16 protein-coding genes, 1 rRNA gene and 1 pseudogene are annotated in these 23313 nt (G+C 72.2%); 8 read left to right on the plus strand and 10 right to left on the minus strand.

Translation table 11 applies throughout. The features are described 5' to 3' along the window. Positions 1-922, minus strand: a 16S ribosomal RNA gene (locus tag ACWGJY_RS29280); the annotation flags it as partial. Positions 923-1522: 600 nt separating this feature from the next. On the opposite strand from ACWGJY_RS29280, the gene ACWGJY_RS29285 reads away from it, so the two are divergent. Next, positions 1523-1972, plus strand: a complete 450-nt coding sequence (locus ACWGJY_RS29285) for a PTS sugar transporter subunit IIA (protein ID WP_453263874.1) — start codon at positions 1523-1525, stop codon at positions 1970-1972. Positions 1973-2049: 77 nt separating this feature from the next. Beyond that, positions 2050-3720 carry a phosphoenolpyruvate--protein phosphotransferase gene (gene ptsP / locus ACWGJY_RS29290; RefSeq protein WP_453263875.1) on the plus strand — a complete coding sequence of 557 codons (1671 nt, stop codon included), beginning with the start codon at positions 2050-2052 and terminating at the stop codon, positions 3718-3720. Positions 3721-3817: 97 nt separating this feature from the next. On the opposite strand, the gene ACWGJY_RS29295 is transcribed toward ptsP, so the two are convergent. Next, the gene (locus ACWGJY_RS29295) at positions 3818-4744 is read right to left on the minus strand and encodes a hypothetical protein (protein ID WP_453263876.1); all 927 of its coding nucleotides are present in this window, start codon (positions 4742-4744) and stop codon (positions 3818-3820) included. A gap of 150 nt (positions 4745-4894) precedes the next feature. Continuing rightward, on the minus strand, positions 4895-6928 hold the full coding sequence (locus tag ACWGJY_RS29300) for an acetoacetate--CoA ligase (RefSeq protein WP_453263877.1): 2034 nt from the start codon (positions 6926-6928) through the stop codon (positions 4895-4897). A 337-nt stretch (positions 6929-7265) separates the two neighbouring features. Here ACWGJY_RS29300 and ACWGJY_RS29305 point away from each other — a divergent pair, with 337 nt between their 5' ends. Together ACWGJY_RS29305 and ACWGJY_RS29310 are read left to right on the plus strand one after the other, a co-directional pair. Beyond that, positions 7266-9662: a glycoside hydrolase family 31 protein gene (locus ACWGJY_RS29305; RefSeq protein WP_453263903.1), complete on the plus strand. Its 2397-nt coding sequence runs from the start codon at positions 7266-7268 to the stop codon at positions 9660-9662. Between the two features lie 197 nt (positions 9663-9859). Beyond that, complete coding sequence (locus tag ACWGJY_RS29310; protein WP_453263878.1) at positions 9860-10705, plus strand: M15 family metallopeptidase; 846 nt, start codon at positions 9860-9862, stop codon at positions 10703-10705. A gap of 189 nt (positions 10706-10894) precedes the next feature. Here the strand turns inward: ACWGJY_RS29310 and ACWGJY_RS29315 are convergent, their stop codons facing one another. Beyond that, positions 10895-11905 (minus strand): NUDIX hydrolase, encoded by a 1011-nt coding sequence (locus ACWGJY_RS29315; RefSeq protein WP_453263879.1) that lies wholly within the window; start codon positions 11903-11905, stop codon positions 10895-10897. Between the two features lie 148 nt (positions 11906-12053). On the opposite strand from ACWGJY_RS29315, the pseudogene ACWGJY_RS29320 reads away from it, so the two are divergent. The 4 genes and pseudogenes from ACWGJY_RS29320 to glpK form a co-directional block, all read left to right on the plus strand. Next, positions 12054-12467 (plus strand): annotated as a pseudogene (locus ACWGJY_RS29320) (Zn-ribbon domain-containing OB-fold protein); the annotation flags it as partial. 231 nt (positions 12468-12698) lie between these two features. Beyond that, on the plus strand, positions 12699-13877 hold the full coding sequence (locus ACWGJY_RS29325; RefSeq protein WP_453263904.1) for a lipid-transfer protein: 1179 nt from the start codon (positions 12699-12701) through the stop codon (positions 13875-13877). Between the two features lie 495 nt (positions 13878-14372). Further along, complete coding sequence (locus tag ACWGJY_RS29330; protein WP_453263880.1) at positions 14373-15140, plus strand: MIP/aquaporin family protein; 768 nt, start codon at positions 14373-14375, stop codon at positions 15138-15140. A 70-nt stretch (positions 15141-15210) separates the two neighbouring features. Then, positions 15211-16746, plus strand: a complete 1536-nt coding sequence (glpK, locus tag ACWGJY_RS29335; protein ID WP_453263881.1) for a glycerol kinase GlpK — start codon at positions 15211-15213, stop codon at positions 16744-16746. Between the two features lie 72 nt (positions 16747-16818). On the opposite strand, the gene ACWGJY_RS29340 is transcribed toward glpK, so the two are convergent. The 6 genes from ACWGJY_RS29340 to ACWGJY_RS29365 all read right to left on the minus strand — a co-directional run bounded on the left by ACWGJY_RS29340 (position 16819) and on the right by ACWGJY_RS29365 (position 23165). Beyond that, positions 16819-17430 (minus strand): GTP-binding protein, encoded by a 612-nt coding sequence (locus ACWGJY_RS29340; protein WP_453263882.1) that lies wholly within the window; start codon positions 17428-17430, stop codon positions 16819-16821. A 219-nt stretch (positions 17431-17649) separates the two neighbouring features. Next, positions 17650-18261, minus strand: a complete 612-nt coding sequence (locus ACWGJY_RS29345; protein WP_453263883.1) for a TetR/AcrR family transcriptional regulator — start codon at positions 18259-18261, stop codon at positions 17650-17652. Positions 18262-18320: 59 nt separating this feature from the next. Then, positions 18321-19190, minus strand: a complete 870-nt coding sequence (locus tag ACWGJY_RS29350) for an alpha/beta fold hydrolase (RefSeq protein WP_453263884.1) — start codon at positions 19188-19190, stop codon at positions 18321-18323. Positions 19191-19329: 139 nt separating this feature from the next. Then, complete coding sequence (locus tag ACWGJY_RS29355; protein WP_453263885.1) at positions 19330-19743, minus strand: DUF742 domain-containing protein; 414 nt, start codon at positions 19741-19743, stop codon at positions 19330-19332. Between the two features lie 96 nt (positions 19744-19839). Further along, the gene (locus ACWGJY_RS29360; protein ID WP_453263886.1) at positions 19840-20280 is read right to left on the minus strand and encodes a roadblock/LC7 domain-containing protein; all 441 of its coding nucleotides are present in this window, start codon (positions 20278-20280) and stop codon (positions 19840-19842) included. Beyond that, a complete protein-coding gene (locus ACWGJY_RS29365) occupies positions 20277-23165 on the minus strand; it encodes a nitrate- and nitrite sensing domain-containing protein (protein ID WP_453263887.1) in 2889 nt (962 codons plus the stop codon). The genes ACWGJY_RS29360 and ACWGJY_RS29365 overlap by 4 nt, the downstream gene beginning before the upstream one ends. Between the last annotated feature and the right edge of the window lie 148 nt (positions 23166-23313).

Below are 23313 nucleotides of genomic sequence, written 5' to 3' on the forward strand. Positions count from 1 at the left end.
CTCCGCTGCTTGTGCGGGCCCCCGTCAATTCCTTTGAGTTTTAGCCTTGCGGCCGTACTCCCCAGGCGGGGAACTTAATGCGTTAGCTGCGGCACGGACGACGTGGAATGTCGCCCACACCTAGTTCCCAACGTTTACGGCGTGGACTACCAGGGTATCTAATCCTGTTCGCTCCCCACGCTTTCGCTCCTCAGCGTCAGTATCGGCCCAGAGATCCGCCTTCGCCACCGGTGTTCCTCCTGATATCTGCGCATTTCACCGCTACACCAGGAATTCCGATCTCCCCTACCGAACTCTAGCCTGCCCGTATCGAATGCAGACCCGGGGTTAAGCCCCGGGCTTTCACATCCGACGTGACAAGCCGCCTACGAGCTCTTTACGCCCAATAATTCCGGACAACGCTTGCGCCCTACGTATTACCGCGGCTGCTGGCACGTAGTTAGCCGGCGCTTCTTCTGCAGGTACCGTCACTCTCGCTTCTTCCCTGCTGAAAGAGGTTTACAACCCGAAGGCCGTCATCCCTCACGCGGCGTCGCTGCATCAGGCTTTCGCCCATTGTGCAATATTCCCCACTGCTGCCTCCCGTAGGAGTCTGGGCCGTGTCTCAGTCCCAGTGTGGCCGGTCGCCCTCTCAGGCCGGCTACCCGTCGTCGCCTTGGTAGGCCATCACCCCACCAACAAGCTGATAGGCCGCGGGCTCATCCTTCACCGCCGGAGCTTTCCACACACAGACCATGCGGTCGTGTGTCATATCCGGTATTAGACCCCGTTTCCAGGGCTTGTCCCAGAGTGAAGGGCAGATTGCCCACGTGTTACTCACCCGTTCGCCACTAATCCACCCCGAAGGGCTTCATCGTTCGACTTGCATGTGTTAAGCACGCCGCCAGCGTTCGTCCTGAGCCAGGATCAAACTCTCCGTGAATGTTTACCGGTAATCCGGTGAACACACACGAGAGCGGAACAACCAGACGGAATAGGTCCGGTCGTTCACAGCGTCCTCGCTGTGTGTGCCACCCCGACCGCTCGGGCCGTGGTGGACTTTCAAAGGAACCTCATCCTCCGGAGTGTCTCCGGTGGACGGGGTATCAACATATCTGGCGTTGACTTTTGGCACGCTGTTGAGTTCTCAAGGAACGGACGCTTCCTTAGGATTCCCTCTCGGGTTTCCGCCGGGCGCTTCCCTTCGGTGTTTCACACTCTATCAGGCCTTTTTCGTCTTCCGAACCGCTGCTTTTCTGCAGACATACAGAAGCGCGCAATTCTCGAATCGCGATCAAGACGCTGGGAGTGCCGCCCACCATCAACCGGACGCAGTTGATTGCGTCCTGGCTGTCCGGGGCAGGTCTCAGACAGTACAGCTCTGCTGTGGGCGAGGCAAATCGATTCAGCAGGACGCGCGGTCCGCAACCGGCGTCTCTCATGCGGAACCGTCAGTTCTTATGACTTACGCTTCTGAACGGTGCGCCGTCCAGGACAGGTAGTGACGGCGGCCTGATGAATCTCCACCCCTGGGAGGCTTCCCATGACCACCGTGACGTCCCCTCTTGCCGGACGCGCCATCGGACTCGCGGCTGTGCCCGACCCGGTGTTCTCCGGAGCGATGGTGGGTCCCGGTACCGCCATCGATCCGGTGCGTGAGCCGTCTGCTGCTGTTTCACCCGTGGACGGTGTTCTCGTCTCGCTGCACCCGCATGCGTTTGTCGTCGTCGACCCGGAGGGGCACGGCGTGCTCACCCACCTCGGTATCGACACCGTTCAGCTCAACGGCGAGGGCTTCGAGCTGCTCGTGAACAAGGGTGACACCGTCACCCGCGGCCAGGAGGTCGTGCGCTGGAACCCGGCCGCGGTCGAGGAGGCCGGAAAGTCGCCGGTGTGCCCGGTCGTCGCGCTGGAGGCCACAGCCGACTCGCTCGGTGAGGTGCGCGAGGACGGCGATGTCAAGGCGGGCGACCAGCTCTTCTCCTGGCAGTAGCCGGGCGCCGTCCCGGACGGCAGGTACGACATCCATCGCGGCGGCCCGGACCGTCGCATCAACCGGAGACGGGTGCAATGGAGACAACGCTGCGAGGCGTCGGCGTCAGCCACGGTGTGGCGATCGGCGAGGTGCGGCACATGGGCACAGCGGTCCTGGAGCCGCCGGCCAAGCAGATTCCGGCGGATGAGGCGGAGCGCGAACAGGGGCGTGCCCGTCAGGCCGTGGACGCTGTCGCCGCGGACCTGATAGCGCGGGGGAACCTGGCGGGCGGCGAGGCCCAGGCCGTGCTGGAGGCCCAGGCCCTGATGGCTCAGGACCCCGAGCTGATGGCTGATGTCGAGCGGCGGATCGCCGTCGGCTCCACCGCGGAGCGCGGTGTGTATGACGCGTTCGCCTCCTACCGGGCGCTGCTCGCGGGTGCCGGGGAGTATCTCGCGGGCCGGGTGGCGGACCTCGATGATGTGCGCAACCGGATCGTCGCCCGGTTGCTGGGTGTACCGATGCCGGGGGTGCCGGACAGCGACGAGCCGTATGTGCTGATCGCGCGTGATCTGGCGCCGGCCGACACCGCGCTGCTCGACCCGACGCTGGTGCTCGGGTTTGTGACCGAGGAGGGCGGGCCGACCAGCCACAGCGCGATTCTTGCGCGGGCGCTGGGGGTGCCGGCCATTGTCGCGCTCCCCGGTGCGGGTGAGCTCGTCGAGGGCACGGTCATCGCGGTCGACGGCAGCACCGGTGAGGTGTTCGTCGAGCCGAGTGCCGAGAAGCGGGCGGTGCTGGAGCAGGCCGCCGCGGAGCGCAAGGCGGCGCTGGCGGCGACGACCGGTCCCGGTGCCACCTCCGACGGGCACAAGGTGCCGCTGCTGGCGAATGTCGGTGGTCCCGGGGATGTGGCGGCGGCGGTCGAGGCCGGGGCCGAGGGTGTCGGTCTGTTCCGTACGGAGTTCCTCTTCCTGGACGACAGCAAGAAGGCGCCGTCCGAGGAGAAGCAGGTCGATGCGTACCGCAAGGTGCTGGAGGCCTTCCCCGAGGGGCGGGTCGTGGTGCGGGTGCTCGACGCCGGCGCGGACAAGCCGCTGGACTTCCTGACGCCGGCCGATGAGCCGAACCCGGCGCTGGGTGTGCGGGGGCTGCGCACGCTGCTCGATCACCCGGATGTGCTGCGGACGCAGCTGACGGCGCTGGCGAAGGCGGCCGAGGGGCTGCCGGTCTACCTCGAGGTCATGGCACCGATGGTGGCGGACCGGATCGACGCGAAGGCGTTCGCGGATGCCTGCCGGGAGGCCGGGCTGCGGGCGAAGTTCGGCGCGATGGTGGAGATTCCGTCGGCGGCGCTGCGGGCGCGGTCGATTCTGCAGGAGGTCGAGTTCCTTTCACTGGGGACCAATGACCTGGCGCAGTACACCTTCGCCGCCGACCGTCAGGTGGGTGCCGTCGCGCGTCTGCAGGACCCCTGGCAGCCGGCGCTGCTGGATCTTGTGGCGGCTTCGGCCGAGGCCGCGAAGGCCGAGGGCAAGAGCTGTGGTGTCTGTGGTGAGGCGGCCTCCGATCCGCTGTTGGCGTGTGTACTGACGGGGCTCGGTGTCACCAGCCTTTCGATGGGGGCGGCGTCGATTCCGTACGTGCGGGCGACGCTGTCCAAGCACACGATGGCGCAGTGCGAGCGGGCGGCGGCTGCGGCGCGGGCCGCGGACACCGCCGATGATGCGCGGGCTGCCGCGCAGGCGGTGCTCTCCGGGGAGTGATCTCGCGCGGCGCGGTGCGTCGCAGGAGTGTTGACGGCCGTCCCGCCCTCTTGGCGGGGCGGCCGTTATCCGTGCGGAGCGGGCGGGGTTGGTGGGGTCAGTGGTGGTGGGGGTCGGGTGGGGGTGTCAGGGGGAGGCCGGGGGCGTAGTCGACGCGGTGCTCGGGTGGGATCGGTTCGCCGGTTTCGGCGTCGGTGCAGTAGGCGGTGAAGACCTCGGCGGCGCCGAGGGGGCGGGGCCAGGAGTCGCTGAGGGACCAGCCGCGGACCGTGTCGTGCGGGCCGTCCGAGGGGGTGGCGCGGTCGTTGGGGGCGGTGGTGGTGCGGGAGACGAGGCCGCCGGGGGTGCGCAGGGCGAAGCCGGCGGCGAGGACGGTGCAGAAGACGAGGGCCTCGGATTCGGCGAGCCGGGGCCGGGCGCCGTCGTGGCCGGTGGCGTGCAGGACCGCCAGGAGGGGTGGCTCACCGGCCGCGACGGAGCAGACGAGGTGGTGGGTGCCGTCGCCGAGCGCGGCCAGGAGCTGTTGGAGGGCCTGGGTGGCGCGGGCGAACGCGGCATGGGCGAGGTCGTCGCCGCACTCCTCGCAGGTGCCGGCGCGGGCCAGGAGGCCGGAGGCGTGGTCCCAGGTCGCCTGGCGGTCGGCTTCTTCGACGAGTAACGGCAGCAGCTGGGACATCGGCTCGCCCCGGTAGGTCAAGGTGGCGCCGGTGCGGGCGACTTCGGCGGTGTAGCGGCTGCGGCTGTCGGGGCGGTCCGGGTCCAGGCCGAGGTCGCCGCAGTATTTCTCGTAGGCGGCCGGGTCGAAGAGGCTGACGGTCGTGAGCACGCCCTGGGAGGCGAGGCTGCGCAGCAGGGTCTCCATCTGCCGGAGATAGCTGCGGTGGTCGTCGAACGGGAAGGTGGGGTAGCGGCGCATCGCGGTGAAGTCCTGCTCGTCGGCCAGGACGGCGGCGCTGCTGGGGATTTCGCGGCGCAGTGCGCGGCGGGCGGTGGACGGGTCGGTGTGCCGGGATGTGGATGTCATGACTCCCCCTGAGTGAAATGCGCCGACTCTGCGGGAGAGGCGGCGGCCGGACATCACTTGTCACTGAGAGTAATCGGGGGGTCTGACAATGCGGCCGGGCGCCGGACCGCCGGGGCATCCACGCCCTCCGGTCCGGCGCCCGGCCGGTGGTTACTGCGCGCGGTCGGCGGCGGCGCGGTCGCGGGCCACCCGCTCATAGAAGCGGAGCAGTTCGAGGTTGTCGACGGAGCCGGGGTTGACGGCCTTTTCGAGCGGGGTGCCCTGGAGGAGGCGCTTGACGGGGACCTCGATGCGTTTGCCGGTGAGGGTGTGCGGGACGCCGGGGGCTTCGATGATGTCGTCGGGGACGTGGCGGGGCGAGAGCTGTTTCCTGATGGTCCGTTTGATGCGGTCGCGCAGGGCGTCGTCGAGGGTGGCGCCGGGGGCGAGGTGGACGAAGAGCGGCATCCAGTAGCCGCCGTCGGGGAGCTCCAGGCCGATGACGAGGGATTCGCGGATCTCGGGGAGCCGTTCGACGGCTTCGTAGATGTCGGCGGAGCCCATCCGGACGCCCTGGCGGTTGAGGGTGGAGTCGGAGCGGCCGTGGATGATGACGCTGCCGCGGGCGGTGAGGGTGATCCAGTCGCCGTGCCGCCAGACGCCGGGGTACATATCGAAGTAGCTGTCGTGGTAGCGGGTGCCCTCGGGGTCGTTCCAGAAGCGGGTGGGCATGGAGGGCATGGGCTGGGTGACGACCAGCTCGCCGACCTCGTCGATGACCGGCTTGCCCTGGGGGTCCCAGGCCTGGAGGTCGGTGCCGAGGCAGGGGGCCTGGAGCTCGCCGATGTGGACGGGGAGGGTGGGGACGGCGCCGGCGAAGCAGCTGCAGACGTCGGTGCCGCCGCTGACGGAGGCCGTCCAGAGGTCGGCGCCGCTCTCCGCGAAGGAGTCGTGCAGCCAGCGGAAGCCGTCCGGCGGGAGCGGGGAGCCGGTGGTGGCGACGCAGGTGACGGCGGAGAGGTCGAGGTCGCGCGCCGGGTGGATACCGGCCTTGCGGCAGGCCATGACGTAGGCGGCGGAGGTGCCGAAGACGGTGGCGCGGGTGGTCTCGGCGACCCGCCACTGGGCGGAGATGTCGGGGTGGCCGGGGCTGCCGTCGTAGAGCACGATCGTGGCGCCCACCAGGAGGCCGGCGACGAGGAAGTTCCACATCATCCAGCCGGTGGAGGTGTACCAGAAGAACCGGTCGTCCGGGCCGAGGTCGCAGTGCAGGCCGGTCTGCTTGAGGTGTTCGAGCAGGATGCCGCCCTGGGACTGGACGATGGCCTTGGGCAGGCCGGTGGTGCCGGAGGAGTAGAGGACCCACAGCGGGTGGTCGAACGGGACCTGTTCGAAGACCGGTTCGGTGTCGTTCGAGGTCAGGTCCGACCAGTTCAGGGCACCTTCGGGGGCGGGGGTGCCGAGGAGCGGGATGTGGACGACGGCGCGCACGGTGGGCAGTTCGGCGCGGAGTTCGGCGACGGTGTCGCGGCGGTCGTGTTCCTTGCCGCCGTAGCGGTAGCCGTCGACGGTGAACAGGACGACGGGTTCGATCTGCTGGAAGCGGTCCAGCACGCTGCGGGCGCCGAAGTCGGGGGCGCAGGAGGTCCAGACGCCGCCGACCGCGGCGGTGGCCAGCAGCGCGACGACGGCCTGCGGGACGTTGGGGACGTAGGCGCTGACGCGGTCGCCGGGGCGGACGCCGAGGCGGCGGAGTTCGGCGGCCAGCGAGCCGACCTGGGCGCGCAGGTCCCGCCAGGTGACGGTGGTGGGCTCATGGGTCTCGTCGACGTACAGCAGTGCGGGGGCCGCTGCGCGGGCCGGGTCCTCGGCGGCGCGCAGGGCGTGCTCGGCGTAGTTGAGGGTGGCGCCGGGGAACCAGCGGGCGCCGGGCATCGTACGGTCGGCGAGGACGGTCTCGTACGGGGTGGCGAAGCGGACGTCGAACCACTCGGCGGTGGCCTGCCAGAAGGCGGGGAGGTCGTCGACGGACCAGCGGTGCAGGGCGGCGTAGCTCGCGGCGGGATCGCCGGGGGTGGGTGCGGGGGCGCCGTGGTGCTCGGCGGCCCAGGTGTGGAAGCGGGTGACCTGCGCGCCGGCGATGCGGTCCGGGCCTGGTTGCCAGAGAGGTTCCGGCTGTGGGGCGGACTGCGGTGCGGTGGTCATGATGCAGCTCCCGGGCGGTACGCGTCGTAGGCGTCGGGCGCGCACGGCGGGGTCCCCCGGCCCAGTGGGTGGGCGTGTGCGCGTGACACGGCTTGTCTGGACGATGCCATGTGATCGACTGGTGCACCAGGGTGGGCTGCCCACATTGGGCAGGTGGCGGATGTGGTGCCGGCCTGTGGTGCGGGCCGGTTCGGGGCGCACGCGGCGGTGCGGGGGCGGGAATTCGGCCAGCAGGCGGCGATCCACGGGCCTGAAGGTGGCCGAGCGTGACCCCTTGCAGGTGAACGGCAGTTGAACGGTGCCCGCGCACCCGGTCGTCAATGGCAGGCTGACCGGCATGGACGGGCGGGATCTGGTGCGGTCGGTACGGATGGTCAAGGCGGTCGGGCCGTCGCAGGGGCTACGGTCCGTGCGTGCGGCGTGGCGGACACGGCGGGCGGATGCGCTGGCGCTGCCGCGGCGCGCCCCCGAGCGGGCGCGGGTGCCGGGGGCGGCGCGCGGCGCGGAGCCCCAGCCGGGCGGCGGAGTGATCCACTTCGCCCGGTCGTCGCTGCGGGTCCGGGTGGCTTCGGGCGGTGCGGTGTTCTGCGGCTGGGACGGTGCCGGGCCGGAGCCGTCGTACGCGCTGGCCGGGCCGTGTCCCGAGGTGGACGGGCGGGCGGTGCTGGAGCCCGATACGGAGGGCGGCTGGCGGGTGGTCTCCGAGCGGGTGCTGGTGGTGGTCTCCCGGCACGGTGCGGTGGAGGTGCGGACGCCCGGCGGGGCGGTGCTGCGGCGGGAGTTGCCGCCGCGCTGGTGGGACCGGATAGCCGAGGAGGGTGCGGACGGGCGGCCCGAGGGGAGCGCCGCCTCGCGCTGGGTGCAACGGTCGGAGGTCGCGGCCGATGCCCGGTTCTTCGGGCTGGGCGGCCGGGCGCACGGGCCGCGGCTGCGGGACGGGGCGTACCGGCTGTGGAACACGGATCCGGGCGGCGCCTTCGGACCGGGGGACGATCCGCTGTCGGTGACCATGCCGGTGCAGCTGGTGGTGGCGGACGCCGGTACCCATCTGGTCTTTCACGACAACTCGTGGGACGGCCGGGTGACGCTGCGCGAGGGCGCGGAGGGGGCGGGCTCGGGGCATGACCGGCCGGGCACCTGTGAACTGCGGATGGACGGCGGACCGCTGCGCTACTGGGTGCTGGCGGGCACCCCGGCCCGGGTGTTGCAGGTCTGGACGGCGCTGACCGGGGCGCCCGCGCTGCCGCCGCAGTGGGCGCTGGGCCACCAGCACGCCCGCTGGGGCTTCGGCGGGGAGGCCGAGGTACGCCGGGTGGTGGCGGGCTACCAGGAGCGTGAACTTCCGCTGTCGGCACTCCATTTGGACATCGACCACTACGACCGGCACCGGGTCTTCACCGTCGACCGGCAGCGTTATCCGGATCTGCCCGGTCTGGCGCGGGAGTTGCGGGCGGACGGGGTGCGGCTGGTGTCGATCGTGGATCCGGCGGTGAAGGCGGAGCCGGGGGACGCGGTCTACGAGGGCGGGGCGGCGGCGGACGCCTTTGTCCGGGACGCGCGGGGGCGGGAGGTACGCGGGGTGGTGTGGCCGGGCGAGTCGGTGTACCCGGATTTCACCGATGCGCGGGTGCGCAAGTGGTGGGGTGCGCTGTATGCCGAGCGGCTGGCCCAGGGCTTCGCGGGGTTCTGGCACGACATGAACGAGCCGGTCTCCTTTGCCGCGTTCGGGGAGCGGACGCTGCCGCGCTCGGCGCGGCATGCGCTGGAGGGGCGGGGCGGCGACCACCGGGAGGCGCACAACGTCTACGGCCTGGCGATGGCGCGGGCCGGTTTCGAGGGGCTGTGCGAACTGCGGCCGGACCGGCGGCCGTTCCTCTTCTCCCGCTCGGGCTGGGCCGGGATGCAACGCTACGGCGGCACCTGGTCGGGGGATGTGGCGACCGGCTGGCCGGGGCTGCGCGCCTCGCTGTCGCTGGTGCTGGGCATGGGGCTGTGCGGGGTGCCGTACAGCGGTCCCGATATCGGCGGGTTCTCCGGGGTGCCGTCCCCCGAGCTGTATCTGCGGTGGTTCCAGCTGGGTTCCTGTCTGCCGCTGTTCCGTACCCATTCGGCGGTCGGAGCGGGGCGGCGGGAGCCGTGGGAGTACGGGACCGAGGTGCTCGAAGCCGCCCGTACCGCGCTGCGCGAACGGCAGCGGCTGCTGCCGTACTTCGAGACGCTGGGCCAGTTGGCGCGGCTGACCGGGGCACCGTACATCCGGCCGGTGTGGTGGAACACGCCGCGCGACCGGGCGCTGCGGGACTGCGAGGACGCCTTTCTGCTGGGGGATGCGCTGCTGGTGGCGCCGGTGCTGGCGGCGGGGGTGACCCGGCGGCCGGTGCGGCTGCCGCGCGGCCGGTGGTACGACACCGTGACCGGGCGGGCGTACGACGGTCCCGGGCAGGTGTGGGTGGAGGCGCCGCTGTCGCGGATTCCGGTGCTGGCACGGGCCGGTGCGGTGGTGCCGGTGACGGGGGCGAGCGGCGGGACGGAGCTGGAGGTGTGGGCGCCGGTGGCCGGGCGCGGGGGCAGCGGGCTGGTGGTGCCGGACGCCGGGGACGGCTGGCGGCGGCCGACCGTGGAGCGCTTCACCTCACGGCGGGAGGGCGGCCGGGTGGTCGTGGAGCGGCGGGACGGGGGCACGGTGGGGTATCCGGTACGGGTGCGGGGGCTGGACGACGGGGTGGAGGCGTAGCGGGGCAAGTGGGCGGGCGGCGGCGAGCGTCGCCGGGCGGAGGTATGGCCGGCGGCGGCAGGGCGGGGTACGGGACCACCGCGGACGGGCGTGCGGGGCGGGAGGCGCCCTCGCGCGGTACGGGACCACCGCGGGCGGGGCGGCCGACGGCCCTGTGGGTCTTCCCCTCCGGCCGCCACGCCTGGTAGACGAAGGCCATGCCGAGACTTGCTGCCGCGCTGCGCGGCCTCGCTGCCGCTGCCGCCGCACTGATCACCGTCACCGCCGCCCCTCCGAGCGCGGCGGCGGGCACCGCCCCGCATCCGGCGCCGTCGTCGTATCCGGCCCACGACCCCAAGCCGCCCAGGGAGTTCGTCGCGCTGCGGGACGTGGATCCCACGATCCTCCAGGAGATGCGGTACTTCACCCCGCACGACTTCATGGGGGTGCCGGTGACCGGCTACCGGGCGCCGATGTGCCTGCTGACCCGGGACACAGCACGGGCGTTGCACCGGGCGCAGCTCTCGTTCCTGCGCCGCGGATACTCCCTCAAGGTCTATGACTGCTACCGGCCGCAGCGCGCCGTGAACCACTTCGTGGCCTGGGCCAAGGACCTCGGCGACCAGCGGATGAAGGCCGAGTTCTCTCCACAGGTCGACAAGTCGACGCTCTTCCGGGACGGCTATATCGCGGAGAAGTCCGGGCACAGCAGGGGCAGCACCCTGGATCTGACGCTGGTGCGGCTGCCGGCGCTGCCGACCCGGCCATACATCCCCGGCGAGCCGTTGTCGTCGTGCTACGGCCCCAAGGCGGCCCGCTTCCCGGACAACTCGCTGGACATGGGCACCGGCTTCGACTGTTTCGACACCCTGGCGCACACCCTCGACCCGCGGATCAAGGGCGAGCAGCGGGCGAACCGACTGCTGCTGAAGAACGGCCTGGAGCGCGCCGGATTCGTCAACTACCCGTACGAGTGGTGGCATTACACCTTCACACCGGAAACGTTTCCTGACACCTACTTCGACTTCCCGGTCGCCCGGCGGTCGCTCGTCGTCCGGCACTGACCGGCCGCGGCGCCGGCGGCTCTGTCGGGGGCCCTGCCTGCGGCCCTCCCGGCGGCCCTGCCTCGTCCGTCGCGGCCGTCGCGGCGTCGCGGCCGGTGCGGCGTCGCGGCCGGTGCGGCGTCGCGGCCGGTGCGGCGTCGCGGCCGGTGCGGTGCGGGGGCGCGGCGGCGCGTACGGCGGCCGTGGCCGTCAGCTCACGCTCTCCTCCCGGCCGGGGCGCAGCAGCGCCGGGTGCAGCAGGCGGGCGCCGCCCGCACGGTAGAGGCGGGCGCGCGGGCCGCCACGGGCTCCCCCGCGGGCCGCCGTCGTGCCGGTGGATTCGACGAAGCCGGGGACGGAGAGCACCTTGCGGTGGAAGTTGCCCGCGTGCAGCGGGCTGCCCCAGACGGATTCATAGACCCCACGAAGCTCGACGACGGTGAATTCCTCCGCGAGGAACGCCGTGGCCAGCGAGGTGTACTCGATCTTTGCCCGAGCGCGGTCAAGTCCGTCGGCGACGATGCGGGCGTGATCGAACACGAGCGGGAGGAGTGCCCGCCGACCGGGCCGCCCTACCGCCGCGCCGTCGGCGGGCCGGGGCACGGAACCACCCCCGTCGGTCCCGTGCCGCCGACCCTGTTCTGGGGGACGCGGCCGGGCCGCGTCCGGTTCGGCGAAAGTCTGCGGAGTCATCCTTTCGGGGTCCTGCGCCTCCGTACGGCCGTCGCACCGGTCCCCGAGATCCAGCGCGGCGACCGGCACCCAGGCCGCGGACGCGGCGTCACCGCCGCCCCGGGCCGCGGGGAGATCCGGCGCGAAGGCGAGGTAGGCGACAGTGACGACGGGCATCCGCGGGTCGCGGCCGGGATCGCCGTACGAGCCGAGCTGTTCGAGGTGGACGCGCTCCAGCTGCACGGCGTCCAGCCCGGTTTCCTCGGCGAGTTCGCGGGCGGCGGCCGCGTCGAGCGACTCCCGGCCCGCGCGGACGAAGCCGCCCGGCAGCGCCCAGGCACCCTGGAAGGGGCGGCCGCCGCGCTCGACGAGCAGGAGGTGCAGGGCCCCGGCGCGCAGCGGGCCGAATTCCTTGGTGACGGCGGTGTGCCGTACGGCGGGCGCGGCGGTGGTGCGGCCCGGACGGGCATTGGTGCGGGCGGCTCGGTGCGGGCGGCTCGGTGCGGGCGGCTCGGTGCGGGCGGCATCGGTGCGGGCGGCTTCGGTCACGGGCGCTCCCCTCGTGAACGGCCTGATCGCCCGGCGACCGTACCGGGGTTCCGCACGGAGCGGCAGCGTGGCACACTCCTGACGTTCCGTCAGTTTTGCTGTTGCCGGTCCACGGTCGGGAGGGTCTGTGGCACATACGCACGAGCCGGTGGTGCCGGGGTGGTTCGATCCGGACGCGGCGGACTTCCGGCTGCTGGGGACGCGCTGCCGGGCCTGCGGCGCGGTGTTCTTCCCCCGCGAGGACGCCTTCTGCCGCAACCCCGCGTGCGGGGGCGAGGAGTTGGCGGAGGTGCCGCTGTCCCGGCGCGGCACGGTCTGGTCGTACACCGACGCGCGCTATCGCCCGCCCGCCCCCTACGTCGTCGACCCGGACGCCGAGTGGCAGCCGTACGCCCTGGTCGCCGTGGAGCTGGCGGAGGAACGAATGGTCGTCCTCGGGCAGGCGGCGCCCGGAGTCCGCACCGCGGAACTCACCGTGGGCATGCAGGTCGAGCTGGTCCCCGGGATCCTCAACGGGGGTGACGGGCACCCCCGGACGACGTGGCACTGGCGGCCGTGCGGGAGCGGGCGGGGGGCCGGGGAGGTACCTGATCCGCTGCCGCCGGGCCTCCGCGAAGCGGTGCCCGCCGGCCCCGGGGCGGAAGCGGCGGCCGCCGACGCCGCGGCCACGGAAGCGGAATCCGCATCACTACACCCGCCCACCCCCCGAAGGGGGGTGGGCGGCGGGGAAAAAACATCAGGCGCGGGTGGGCGGCGGGTAGGGAGAAGCCCGGGAAGCCCCGCGGCCGGTGAGGTGGCCGTGCTCGGTGCCGGTATGCACCCCTGGGGCAAATGGGGGCGCAGCTTTGTCGAGTACGGCACGAAGGCAGCCAGGGAGGCGCTCGCGGACGCCGGGCTCGACTGGCGCGCCGTACAGAGCATCGTCGGCGCGGACACGGTGCGCGGCGGCTATCCCGGCTATGTGGCCGGCGCGACCTTCGCCAAGGCGCTGGGCTGGCAGGGCGCCCGGGTGACCAGCGTCTATGCGGCCTGTGCGTCCGGCGCCCAGGCCATCGGCGCCGCGCGGGCGCAGATCCTCTCGGGGATGGCGGACGTGGCCCTGGTGGTGGGCGCCGATGCCGCACCCAAGGGCTTCTTCACCCCGGCGGGCGGCGACCGGCCCGACGACCCGGACTGGTTGCGGTTCCGGGTGCTCGGAGCCACCAACCCGGCGTACTTCGGCCTCTTCGCGCGGCGCCGGATGGCCCTGTACGGCGATACGGCCGACGACTTCGCGCGGGTGAAGGTGAAGAACGCGGCGGCGGGCGCGGCCAATTTGTATGCCCGCTACCGCAAGCGGGTCACCGCGCAGGAGGTCGCGGCGTCGGCCGTGGTCTGCGATCCGCTGCGGCTGCTGGACATCTGCGCGACCTCCGACGGCGCCGCGGCACTGGTCCTGACCAGCATGGACTTCGCGCGCCGGCACGGTGCCACGGATCCGGTCCGGATCCGCGCGGTCTCCACGGCCACCCCGCGGTATCCGCGGACCGTACTGGATCTGCCGGATATCGCCACCGACTCCGCGGCCGCCGTACCGGAACCGGAGACCGGCTTCCGGGCGTCGGTCGTCCACGCCGCTTACGAGGAGGCCGGGATCGGCCCCGGGGACCTCTCGCTGGCCGAGGTCTACGACCTGTCCACCGCACTGGAGTTGGAGTGGTACGAGGACCTGGGGCTGTGCGGCCCCGGCGAAGGGGCGAAGCTGCTGCGGGACGGGGTGACGGCGCTGGGCGGGCGGCTGCCGGTGAACGCCAGCGGTGGGCTGGCCTCCTTCGGCGAGGCGGTACCGGCCCAGGCCATTGCCCAGGTCTGTGAGCTGACATGGCAGTTGCGGGGGCAGGCGGGCGCGCGGCAGGTGGCGGGCGCCCGGGTGGGGGTGAGCGCCAACCAGGGGCTGTTCGGGCACGGGTCGGCCGTCGTCGCGGTGCGGTGAACACGGGTGCGCTCCTGTGCCGTGCGGCCCCGTTGCGGGCCGCCGCCGCAGCGCCACCGGGACGGGGCCGGGTCCCCCCTCGAAGGTCGTGTGCACCTCCCGCGGCCACGATCCGTACACTCCGGAGGCGCCGGGGGGAGCTGGGTGCTGGGCCGGTCCGACTCGGAGCGTACCGAGATCCGCCGCGGCAACGCGGCCGGGGTGCCGGACCCGGCGGGCCCGGCGGGCACCGCTCCGCCCGGTCAGGAGGGTGTGCGGGCCCACGGCTGACGGGGCGGCACGGATCCCGGGCCACCGGCCGTCCGCGTCCCGGCATCCTCTGCCGTGCGCGGCCTTGACGCCCCCTCACCGCCGGTGAACACTTCCGGATGCCAGTCGGCATCGCCGCACTCAGGCACCCCGGCCGGGTGGCAGCGGCTGTCCGCTGCCCGCCGGTGGCACGCACCCTGCACGGAGGACCGGGGGACGTCCCCGGGCGAGGGCCAAGGAGCCGCCATGTATTCCAATGGGGACATCATCGCCGGTGAAGTGATCGGCACCGCGGTACTCATGCTCTTCGGGACCGGTGTGTGCGCCGCCGTCACCCTGCACCATTCCAAGGCGAAGGACGCCGGCTGGGTCGTGATCGCGTTCGGCTGGGGCATGGGCGTCCTGGCCGGCGCCTACACCGCGGCACCGCTGTCCGGCGGGCATCTCAACCCCGCGGTGACGCTCGGCTCGGCGGTCGCGGGCGGCACCGAGTGGTCGAAGGTGCCGCTGTACATCCTGGCGCAAATGGTGGGCGCCGCGATCGGTGCCGTACTGGCCTGGGCGCTGTACTACGCGCAGTTCGCGGCCAACGCCGACCGGGACAAGGCCCAGCCGACGCTGGGGATCTTCTCCACCGCCCCGGAGATCCGCAAGCCGGCCGCCAATCTCGTCACCGAGATCATCGCCACTGTCGGCCTGGTGCTGCCGCTGCTGTTCTTCGGCCGGAACAAGGGCATCGGCATCGGCCAGGTCCCCGGTGAGCACGCGGGCGTCTACGGCTCCGGCATCAATGTGCTGCTGGTCGCGCTGCTGGTCGTCGGTATCGGGCTGTCGCTGGGCGGGCCCACCGGGTATGCCATCAACCCGGCCCGTGACCTCGGTCCGCGCCTGGTGCACGCCCTGCTGCCGATCCCTAACAAGGGTTCCTCCGACTGGGGTTACTCCTGGATACCGGTGGCCGGTCCGCTGATCGGCGCGGTGCTGTCCGGCCTGGTCTGTCTCGCGGCGTTCTGACCCGTGCTCCTGCCCGTACGGCCCCGGGCCCGCTGCACCCACTCACCAGGACTTCAGGAGGCGTGACGGCATGATGGAGCGAACCGGGAAGACCGAGAAGTATGTAGCCGCGATCGACCAGGGCACCACCTCCAGCCGCTGCATCATCTTCGACCACGGCGGGGCGATCGTCGCCGTCGACCAGCGCGAGCACCGCCAGATCTTCCCGAAGCCGGGCTGGGTGGAGCACGACGCCACCGAGATCTGGTCGAAGGTGCAGGCGGTGGTGGCGGGCGCACTCGCCAAGGCGGGGCTGCGCGCGGACCAGCTCAGCGCCCTGGGCATCACCAACCAGCGGGAGACCACGGTTCTGTGGGACCGCGCCACCGGCAGGCCGGTGCACCATGCGATCGTCTGGCAGGACACCCGGACCTCCCAGCTGTGTGCGGAACTGGGCGGCGCGGACGGCCAGGACCGCTTCCGGGACGCCACCGGACTGCCGTTGGCCAGCTACTTCTCCGGGCCCAAGGCGGCTTGGCTGCTGGATGAGGTGCCGGGGCTGCGGGACCGTGCGGAGCGCGGCGAGATCGCGTTCGGCACCATCGACTCCTGGCTGATCTGGAATCTGACCGGGGGCACCGACGGCGGGGTGCATGTCACCGATGTGACCAACGCGGGCCGCACGATGCTGATGAACCTCGCCACCCTCCAGTGGGATCCGGCGATCCTGTCGGCGATGAAGGTGCCGGCCGCGATCCTCCCGGAGATCAGGTCGTCGGCCGAGGTGTACGGCACGGCGGTGGGGCAGTTGCAGGGGGTACCGGTGGCGTCCGCGCTCGGCGACCAGCAGGCGGCCGTCTTCGGCCAGACCTGCTACGGCGTCGGCGAGGCCAAGAACACCTACGGCACCGGCTCGTTCCTGCTGCTGAACACCGGCAACCGCCCGGTGCCCTCCAAGAACGGGCTGCTGACGACGATGGGCTACCAGCTCGGCGGTGAGGCGCCGGTCTACTGTCTGGAGGGGTCGATCGCCCTCACCGGCGCGCTCGTGCAGTGGTTCCGCGACCAGCTGGGCATTATCTCCTCGGCCGAGGAGATCGAGTCGCTGGCGGCGAGCGTCCCGGACAACGGCGGAGCCTATGTCGTACCGGCGTTCTCCGGGCTGTTCGCGCCCTACTGGCGCTCCGATGCCCGCGGTGTGATCACCGGTCTGACCGGGTTCGTCACCAAGGCGCATCTGGCGCGCGCCGTACTGGAGGCGACCAGCTGGCAGACCCGGGAGGTCGTGGACGCCATGTTCCAGGACTCGGGCGTGCGGATCACCCAGCTCAAGGTCGACGGCGGGATGACCGCCAACCAGCTGCTGATGCAGCATCAGGCCGATGTGCTGGACGTGCCGGTGATCCGCCCGGTGATCTCGGAGACCACCTGTCTGGGAGCGGCGTACGCGGCCGGCCTGGCGACCGGCGTCTGGCAGGATCTGGACGAGCTGCGGAGCCACTGGAAGCGGGACACACAGTGGACACCGCGGATGGACGCGCCAACCCGCGAGCGCGAGTTCGCCCACTGGCGCAAGGCCGTGGAGCGCAGCTTCGGCTGGCTGGCCGAGGACGGCTCGGCGGGGTAACGGCATCGGCAGTGCGCAGACGTACGGCCCGTACCCCGGACGGCGGGGTACGGGCCGTACTTCCGCGCTCCGTCAGGGAAGCGCGGGCTCCCGGCGGCGGGCGCCGGCCTCCATCGCATGCTCGACGACGGAGATCAGCACGTCCCGCACGGACTCCGTGCTGCGGGCGTCGCACAGCATCACCGGTACCTGGGGGTCCAGGTCCAGTGCGTCGCGTACGGACTCCGGCGGATAGCGGTCGGCGCCGTCGAAGCAGTTGACGGCGACCATGAAGGGCAGGCCGCTCCGCTCGAAGTAGTCGATGGCGGCGAAGCTGTCCGACAGCCGGCGGGTGTCGGACAGCACCACCGCGCCGAGTGCGCCCCGGGCCAGTTCGTCCCACAGGAACCAGAAACGGTCCTGGCCCGGGGTGCCGAAGAGATACAGCACCAGTGCTTCGTTGACGGTGATCCGTCCGAAGTCCATGGCGACGGTGGTGGTGGTCTTGGCCTCCACCCCGTCGAGGTCGTCGACCGGCCGGCCCGCCTCGGTCAGCCGCTCCTCGGTACGCAGTGGTTTGATCTCGCTGACGGCACCGACCAGGGTGGTCTTGCCGACCCCGAAGCCGCCCGCGACCAGGATCTTGAGCGTCACCGGCTCGACGGCGGCGGACCGTCGGCGGCGATCGGATCGCCCGAAGGCCATGGGATTCTTCTCCTGAATTGCCGTGAATGACGGGTGGAGCTCACGTGGGGTACCCGAGCGCCGGTGCACGGGGCAGCGGCGCAAGGGAACGGTACAACGTGCTCAGCACGGCGCCCACTTGAGATGCGTCACGCCGGGAGACGTCCCGGGTCAGAGGTCGCCAACCTGCCCAAAAGGGTGCCGGTGGCGGCCGTTGACGGGGGGCGAAGCCGCGGGCGTTCAGCGTGCGGCGAGCACCCCGGGCCGGTCGAGCAGTCCGAGCATGGTCACCAAGCTGGATTCGATGAAGGCGCAGAGCTCTTCCCGGGCGCCTGGCTCGTCCGCGGGCCAGCTGACGACCGCCTCCTCGGCGAACGCCATCCAGGCCCGGGTGGCCAGTTCGAGCCGCGGGGCGTCCGGCATACCGAGCCGCTGCCGGCCCTCGCGCACCCGGCGGGCGGCGGTCTCCCGGGTCGCGCCGACGATGTCGGTGACCGCGGGATGGCTGCCGGCGGCGCCCCGCACCAGGGCGAGATACACCTTCCGGTGTTCCAGGACGTACGCCACGAAGCCCGTGATGAAGGCCCGCATCCAGGCGACCGGTTCCAGGGAGCCGTCCGGTTCCGTCGCGGCGGTGAAGCGGTCGCACTCGGCGCGGACCACCGCACGGTAGAAGTCGCGCTTGGAGTCGAAGTAGTGGAAGAGCAGCCCACGGGAGATGCCGGCCCGCCGGGCCACCTCATCGGTGGACAGCTCGTCCAGGGAGCGTTCGGCGAGCATCTCCAGACCGATGCCGACCAGTTGCTCCCTGCGCCGGTCGGATGCGAGGCGGGTGGTGCGCTTGCCGGACATGCCCGCAGTTTACGGCGACGGCGCCGGGACGGCCCTGGTGTCCCGGCCCCGCCGCGATGTCAGACGTACTGGCCGAGGTGGTCGAGGATCTTGGGCGTGACCACCTCGGGGACCTCTTCGGGCAGCCAGTGGCTGGCACCCTCCAGGGCCTCGAAGCGGTACGGGCCGTCCACCCACTCCCCCGTGGACTCGGCCGCGCCGCGGCCCAGGGCGATGTCCTCGCTGCCCCACAGGAAGAGGGTGGGGACACCGATCCGGCCCGCGGGTACCGAGATGACCGACTCGGGGGCGCGGTACCAGTTCAGCGTGGCGGTGAGCGCGCCCGGCGCGGAGAGCCGGCGGACATTGCCGTCCACGAGCGCGGCGGGCACCTTGCCGGCGTATGCGGCGCGCAGCCGGGCGGCGTCGTCGGCGAGGAGGGCGGCCTCCGCTGCGCCGTCGTCGCGGCGGAAGAAGCGGACGTAGTCGAGGCGGTGATGCTGGGTCGGGTCCTCGGCGGCGGCCCGGTTGAGCGCGTCCGGGTGCGGGGTGGCCAGCACGGTCAGGGACTTCAGCCGCTCGGGGTGGGCGCCGGCCAGCGCCCAGGCGACCATGCCGCCCCAGTCGTGCGAGACGAGGTGGAAGCGGTCCGCGCCCTGGGAGTCGGCGAACGCGAGGGCGTCGGCGACGAGTTCGGGCACGGCGTAGTCGGCGATCCGGGGCGGGCGGGCGCGCGGGGAGTAGCCGCGCTGGTCGACGGCGACGGCGCGGTAGCCGGCCGCGCCCAGGGCGGGGAGCACGGCGCTCCAGGAGTCGGCGAACTCGGGCCAGCCGTGCAGCAGCAGGACGAACTCCCCGTCGGCGGGGCCGCAGGCCAGTGCGTCATAGGTGTGCGGGCCGGCCTGGATCTCCAGGTGTTCGACGGGGGCCGGGGTCTCGTCCGTGGCCATGGCGCGGATCTCCTCCTGTTGACAGTTGCTCAACAGGCACCGTACCGCGGCCCCGGCCGGCGTACCGGGCGCAGCCGCCGGGCGGTGGCCGCCGCCGCGGACACAGAGTCCGGACGACGGCGGCCGGGGTGCCGGCGCGTCACAGCGCGCGCAGGCCTTCGATCACCTCGCGCAGCACCTTCTCGTCCGGCAGCTCGGCCGGCGGCACCGGCCTACTGACGTGGACCAGTTCCGCATCGAGCAGATCCCCGATCAGGACCCGTACGACGCCGACCGGCAGGTCGAGTTCGGCCGCCAGCTCGGCGACCGACAGCGGCTCCTGACGGCACAGCTCGACGATCTCGACGTGCTCGGGCGAGAGGGTCTGGTCATCGACCGACTCCCCGGCGCGGCTCTCGGCGATCACCAGCGCGATCAGATCGAGGCGCCCCTCCGCGGCCGTGCGGGTACGCCCGCGCGTCATGGCGTACGGCCGGACGACCGGGCCCGCGTCGTCGTCGAACCAGTGGGCCGTTTCGCGGTCCCGCGCCGCCCGGCCGTCCTGGTCGCTCATGCCGAAACCTCGCTTCGCTCGGCCTCGCACTCGCGCGGCGCGCCCCTCTCGATTCTTCGCTCGCCGCGCTCGCTCATGGCGTCACCGTCGTCGTGCTCAGGTGGAAAGGCCGGACCGGGGCGCGGTGCCCAGGTGCGTGCCCACGCGCTTGACCAGCAGCGTCATCTCGTAGGCGATCAGCCCGACATCGGAGTCCGCGTCGGCCAGTACAGCCAGGCAGCTGCCGTCGCCGGCCGCGCTGACGAACAGGAACGCCTCGTCCAGCTCGACCATGGTCTGCCGGACCCGTCCCGCCTCGAAGTGCCGGCCGACGCCCTTGGCGAGGCTGTGGAAGCCGGACGCGACCGCGGCCAGATGCTCGCCGTCCTCGCGGGTCAGGTCCTTCGAGGCCCCGGTCGCCAGCCCGTCGCTGGACAGGACCAGCGCCTTGCGGATGGAGCCGACCCGTTCGACCAGTTCGTCCAGGAGCCAGTTCAGCTCACCGGATCCCTTCTCCGAGACCGATGCGGTGGAAGCTGCTGCCTGCGGTGCGGTCATGGACCGTCCCCTCCCGATGTGGTTCCTGGTGGTGCCGTGGTACCCGTGACATCGCCGTCGTGCGTGACGGCGTCACGGGCGTCCAAGTCTGTGGGGTCCGGACCTGTGGTGTCCGGACCTGTGGTGTCCGGGACGGTAGCGGCCGCAGGGGCGGTTTCGGCGGCCGCCGGGTCCTCGCCCGGTGGCGTGGCCCTCGCGCGCGGGTCCTCGGCATTGTCGCGGCGGCCGCGCTGCCAGCCGCGCTGGAGCGAGGCCATCCGGGCGCGGACCGCCTCGGCGTCGCGGTCGTCCGCGGCCGCCGTGCTCCGCACCGCCGCCTCGGTCCGCCCGGTGGGGTCGGCCTTGAGCTGGGGCGCGAGGCTGGCCTGCCGTACCCGGCGGGGCAGGCCCGTCGGGGCGGTGGGCGCGGGCCGCTCCCGGTCCTCGGGGGGCTGCGGGCCGTCCGGGGCCGGGTCCTGCGGCCCGGCGGACGACGACGGCCGGGCCCCGGAGGGCTCGGGACGCGGACGCCCGGAGCCGGCGCGCTCAGCGTCCCGCTTCCCGTGCCCGTCGCGGTCGTCGACCGTTCTGCCGTGGTCGGAGACCAGCACCGGCGGGCGGGGCCGGCGGCGGGGCAGCGGTGCCGGCCCGCCGGGCGCCTGGTCCCGGGTCTGCTGGTGCTGCTCACCGTCGGGGACGGACGGCACCGGTGCGATACCGCGCGGTGCGGCGGCCGGTCCGCCGGGCGTGGCGGCGGGTCCCGTCCGTTCGCGGCCGCGGTCCCGCGTGCGCAAGAGACCGTCCTCGTCGGCGGCCGGGTCCGGCCCGTCCGGGCCGAGCGGCGCCTCCAGTTCGACCGGGCCGTCGATGACGGCCGGGGCGCGCCGCTCCCGCTGGGCCGGCGCCTGGGAGAGCGCGGCCAACTTGCCCGCCGCATGCTCCAGTTCGTTGCCGGCCGGGCCGCCGGGCAGGCCGTACGGCTCCGGGCCGCCGTCGCCCCGGCCGCCGGCGGCGGCCTCGGTGAGGATCGCCCCCGGGAGGAAGACCACGGCGGTGGTGCCGCCGTACGGCGAGGGCTGGAGACAGACCCGTACGTCCTGCCGCTGGGCGAGCCGGCTGACCACGAACAGGCCGAGCCGGTCGGTGTCGGACAGCTCGAACTCGGGGGTCTCGGCGAGCCGGAGGTTGGCCTCCAGCAGCAGGTCGGGGGGCATGCCCAGACCGCGGTCGTGGATCTCCAGGGTGAAGCCGTTGGCGACCCGCTCGCCCAGAACCTGTACGGCGGTGTGCGGCGGCGAGAAGACGGTGGCGTTCTCCAGGAGTTCGGCTATCAGGTGGGTGAGGTCGGACACCGCGGGGCCGTCCACCGCGAGCCGCGGCAGCCGGCGCACCTCGATGCGCTCGTAGTCCTCCACCTCGGCGACCGCCGCACGCACCACGTCCATCAGCTGGATCGGTTTGCGCCACTGCCGGGAAGGCGCCGCGCCGGAGAGAATGACCAGGCCCTCGGCGTGCCGTCGCATACGGGTGGTCAGATGGTCGATCCGGAAGAGGTCGGCGAGTTCGTCGGTGTTCTCGGTGCGCCGTTCCATGGCGTCCAGGAGGGTCAGCTGGCGGTGCAGCAGGACCTGGTTGCGGCGGGCGAGGTTGACGAACACCTCGGAGACACCACGGCGCATTTCGGCCTGTTTGACGGCAGCCTCGATCGCGGCCCGCTGGAGGGTGTGGAGCGCCTGTCCGACCTGGCCGGTTTCGTCCGGGCCGAAGGCGAGCCGGGGCGCCTCGGTCTCCACATCGACCTTTTCGCCGGCCGCCAGCCGGCGCATGACGCTCGGCAGCCGTACGCCGGAGACGTCATGGGCGGTCTTGCGCAGCCAGGTCAGGTCCCGGACGTGGCGGCGGCCGATGCGGAACGAGACGATGAGCGAGACCAGCAGCGCGGCAAAGCCGAGCACACCGGCGACGGCGGCCTGCAGCAGGACGCCCATCGCGACGGGGGCGACGCGCCGCTGGTAGCGGTCCCCGGCGTCCTTGCCCATCCGCTGGAGGTCGCCGAGCACCTTCCGTGCCACGGTGTTCCAGCGTTCGGCGTTGACCGCATGCGGTCCGTCCTGTGCGCCGGCGGCGATCACCCGGTCCTCGTACGAGATCAGCTCGTGTGCCCTGGCGGAGCGCCAGTAGTCCTCGTAGAGGCCGCGGTCCTTGCGGGGCAGGGCGGGCAGGCCGGTGCGGTAGAGGACCCGGCGTTCGGCGACCCGGTCGGACAGCGCGCGCAGATCGCGCTTGCTCATGCTGCCGGAGACGAGCGCCGCGGACATCAGGGCGTCCTCACGGGAGACCGCCTCGCGGGCCCGGGTGATGGTGACCAGCGCCCGCGCCTGCTTGTCCATCTCCACGTTCTCCAGGGAGTGGAGCGCGGCGAGGAAGTCATAGCTGGGGTCGACGAGGGCGTTGTAGCTCTCCATGGTCTCCTCGCGGGAGACGGTGTTGTCCTCGACCTGGGCCCGCAGCGAGCCGAGTCCGCCCAGGCCCTTGAGGACGCCGGTCATCCGCGCCCCGGCGCCGTCGCTCAGATCCTCGCGCAGGTCGCGCAGGTCGATGTCGGCACGCAGCCGGGTGACGGCCTCGTCGGTGGCCCGGGTCTGCCGGTGGAACTCGTCGAGCGCGTTGGCGCCGCGCCGGTCGGCGAGGTACAGCAGGCTCTGCCGGCGCTCCCGCTGGAGGGCCTGGATGACGTCCTCGACCGGATAGCCCAGGTTCTTCACGACGTTGCCGACATCGAGCAGCTGGTTCGCCTCACGCCCGGTGATATAGGTCGTGACCGCCCACATGGACGTCAGGGACACCAGTGGTACGAGCAGCAACGCCACGATCTTCCGGCGGACCGACTTCCCGCGAAAGCGCATGGCCTCCCCTACGTCAACCCCGGCGCACGGGGGTGGTGTTCCGTCAACAAACGGCGCGAGCCTACTACTGTCGGAGGACCAACCCGAAGACCTCTCGTGATGCGGGGGCAGCGTACGGTAAGGGATCGTCAGGAGTTGTCCGCCGATT

The sequence above is a fragment of the Streptomyces sp. NPDC054765 genome, from assembly GCF_053612065.1.

What these genes read in the sequence shown, in the direction of transcription:
- ACWGJY_RS29285 (WP_453263874.1), top strand. Translation starts at nt 1,523, where the DNA reads ATGACCACCGTGACGTCCCCTCTTGCCGGACGCGCCATCGGACTCGCG.
- ptsP (WP_453263875.1), top strand. Translation starts at nt 2,050, where the DNA reads ATGGAGACAACGCTGCGAGGCGTCGGCGTCAGCCACGGTGTGGCGATC.
- ACWGJY_RS29295 (WP_453263876.1), bottom strand. Translation starts at nt 4,744, where the DNA reads ATGACATCCACATCCCGGCACACCGACCCGTCCACCGCCCGCCGCGCA.
- ACWGJY_RS29300 (WP_453263877.1), bottom strand. Translation starts at nt 6,928, where the DNA reads ATGACCACCGCACCGCAGTCCGCCCCACAGCCGGAACCTCTCTGGCAA.
- ACWGJY_RS29305 (WP_453263903.1), top strand. Translation starts at nt 7,266, where the DNA reads ATGGACGGGCGGGATCTGGTGCGGTCGGTACGGATGGTCAAGGCGGTC.
- ACWGJY_RS29310 (WP_453263878.1), top strand. Translation starts at nt 9,860, where the DNA reads ATGCCGAGACTTGCTGCCGCGCTGCGCGGCCTCGCTGCCGCTGCCGCC.
- ACWGJY_RS29330 (WP_453263880.1), top strand. Translation starts at nt 14,373, where the DNA reads ATGTATTCCAATGGGGACATCATCGCCGGTGAAGTGATCGGCACCGCG.
- glpK (WP_453263881.1), top strand. Translation starts at nt 15,211, where the DNA reads ATGATGGAGCGAACCGGGAAGACCGAGAAGTATGTAGCCGCGATCGAC.
- ACWGJY_RS29340 (WP_453263882.1), bottom strand. Translation starts at nt 17,430, where the DNA reads ATGGCCTTCGGGCGATCCGATCGCCGCCGACGGTCCGCCGCCGTCGAG.
- ACWGJY_RS29345 (WP_453263883.1), bottom strand. Translation starts at nt 18,261, where the DNA reads ATGTCCGGCAAGCGCACCACCCGCCTCGCATCCGACCGGCGCAGGGAG.
- ACWGJY_RS29350 (WP_453263884.1), bottom strand. Translation starts at nt 19,190, where the DNA reads ATGGCCACGGACGAGACCCCGGCCCCCGTCGAACACCTGGAGATCCAG.
- ACWGJY_RS29355 (WP_453263885.1), bottom strand. Translation starts at nt 19,743, where the DNA reads ATGAGCGACCAGGACGGCCGGGCGGCGCGGGACCGCGAAACGGCCCAC.
- ACWGJY_RS29360 (WP_453263886.1), bottom strand. Translation starts at nt 20,280, where the DNA reads ATGACCGCACCGCAGGCAGCAGCTTCCACCGCATCGGTCTCGGAGAAG.
- ACWGJY_RS29365 (WP_453263887.1), bottom strand. Translation starts at nt 23,165, where the DNA reads ATGCGCTTTCGCGGGAAGTCGGTCCGCCGGAAGATCGTGGCGTTGCTG.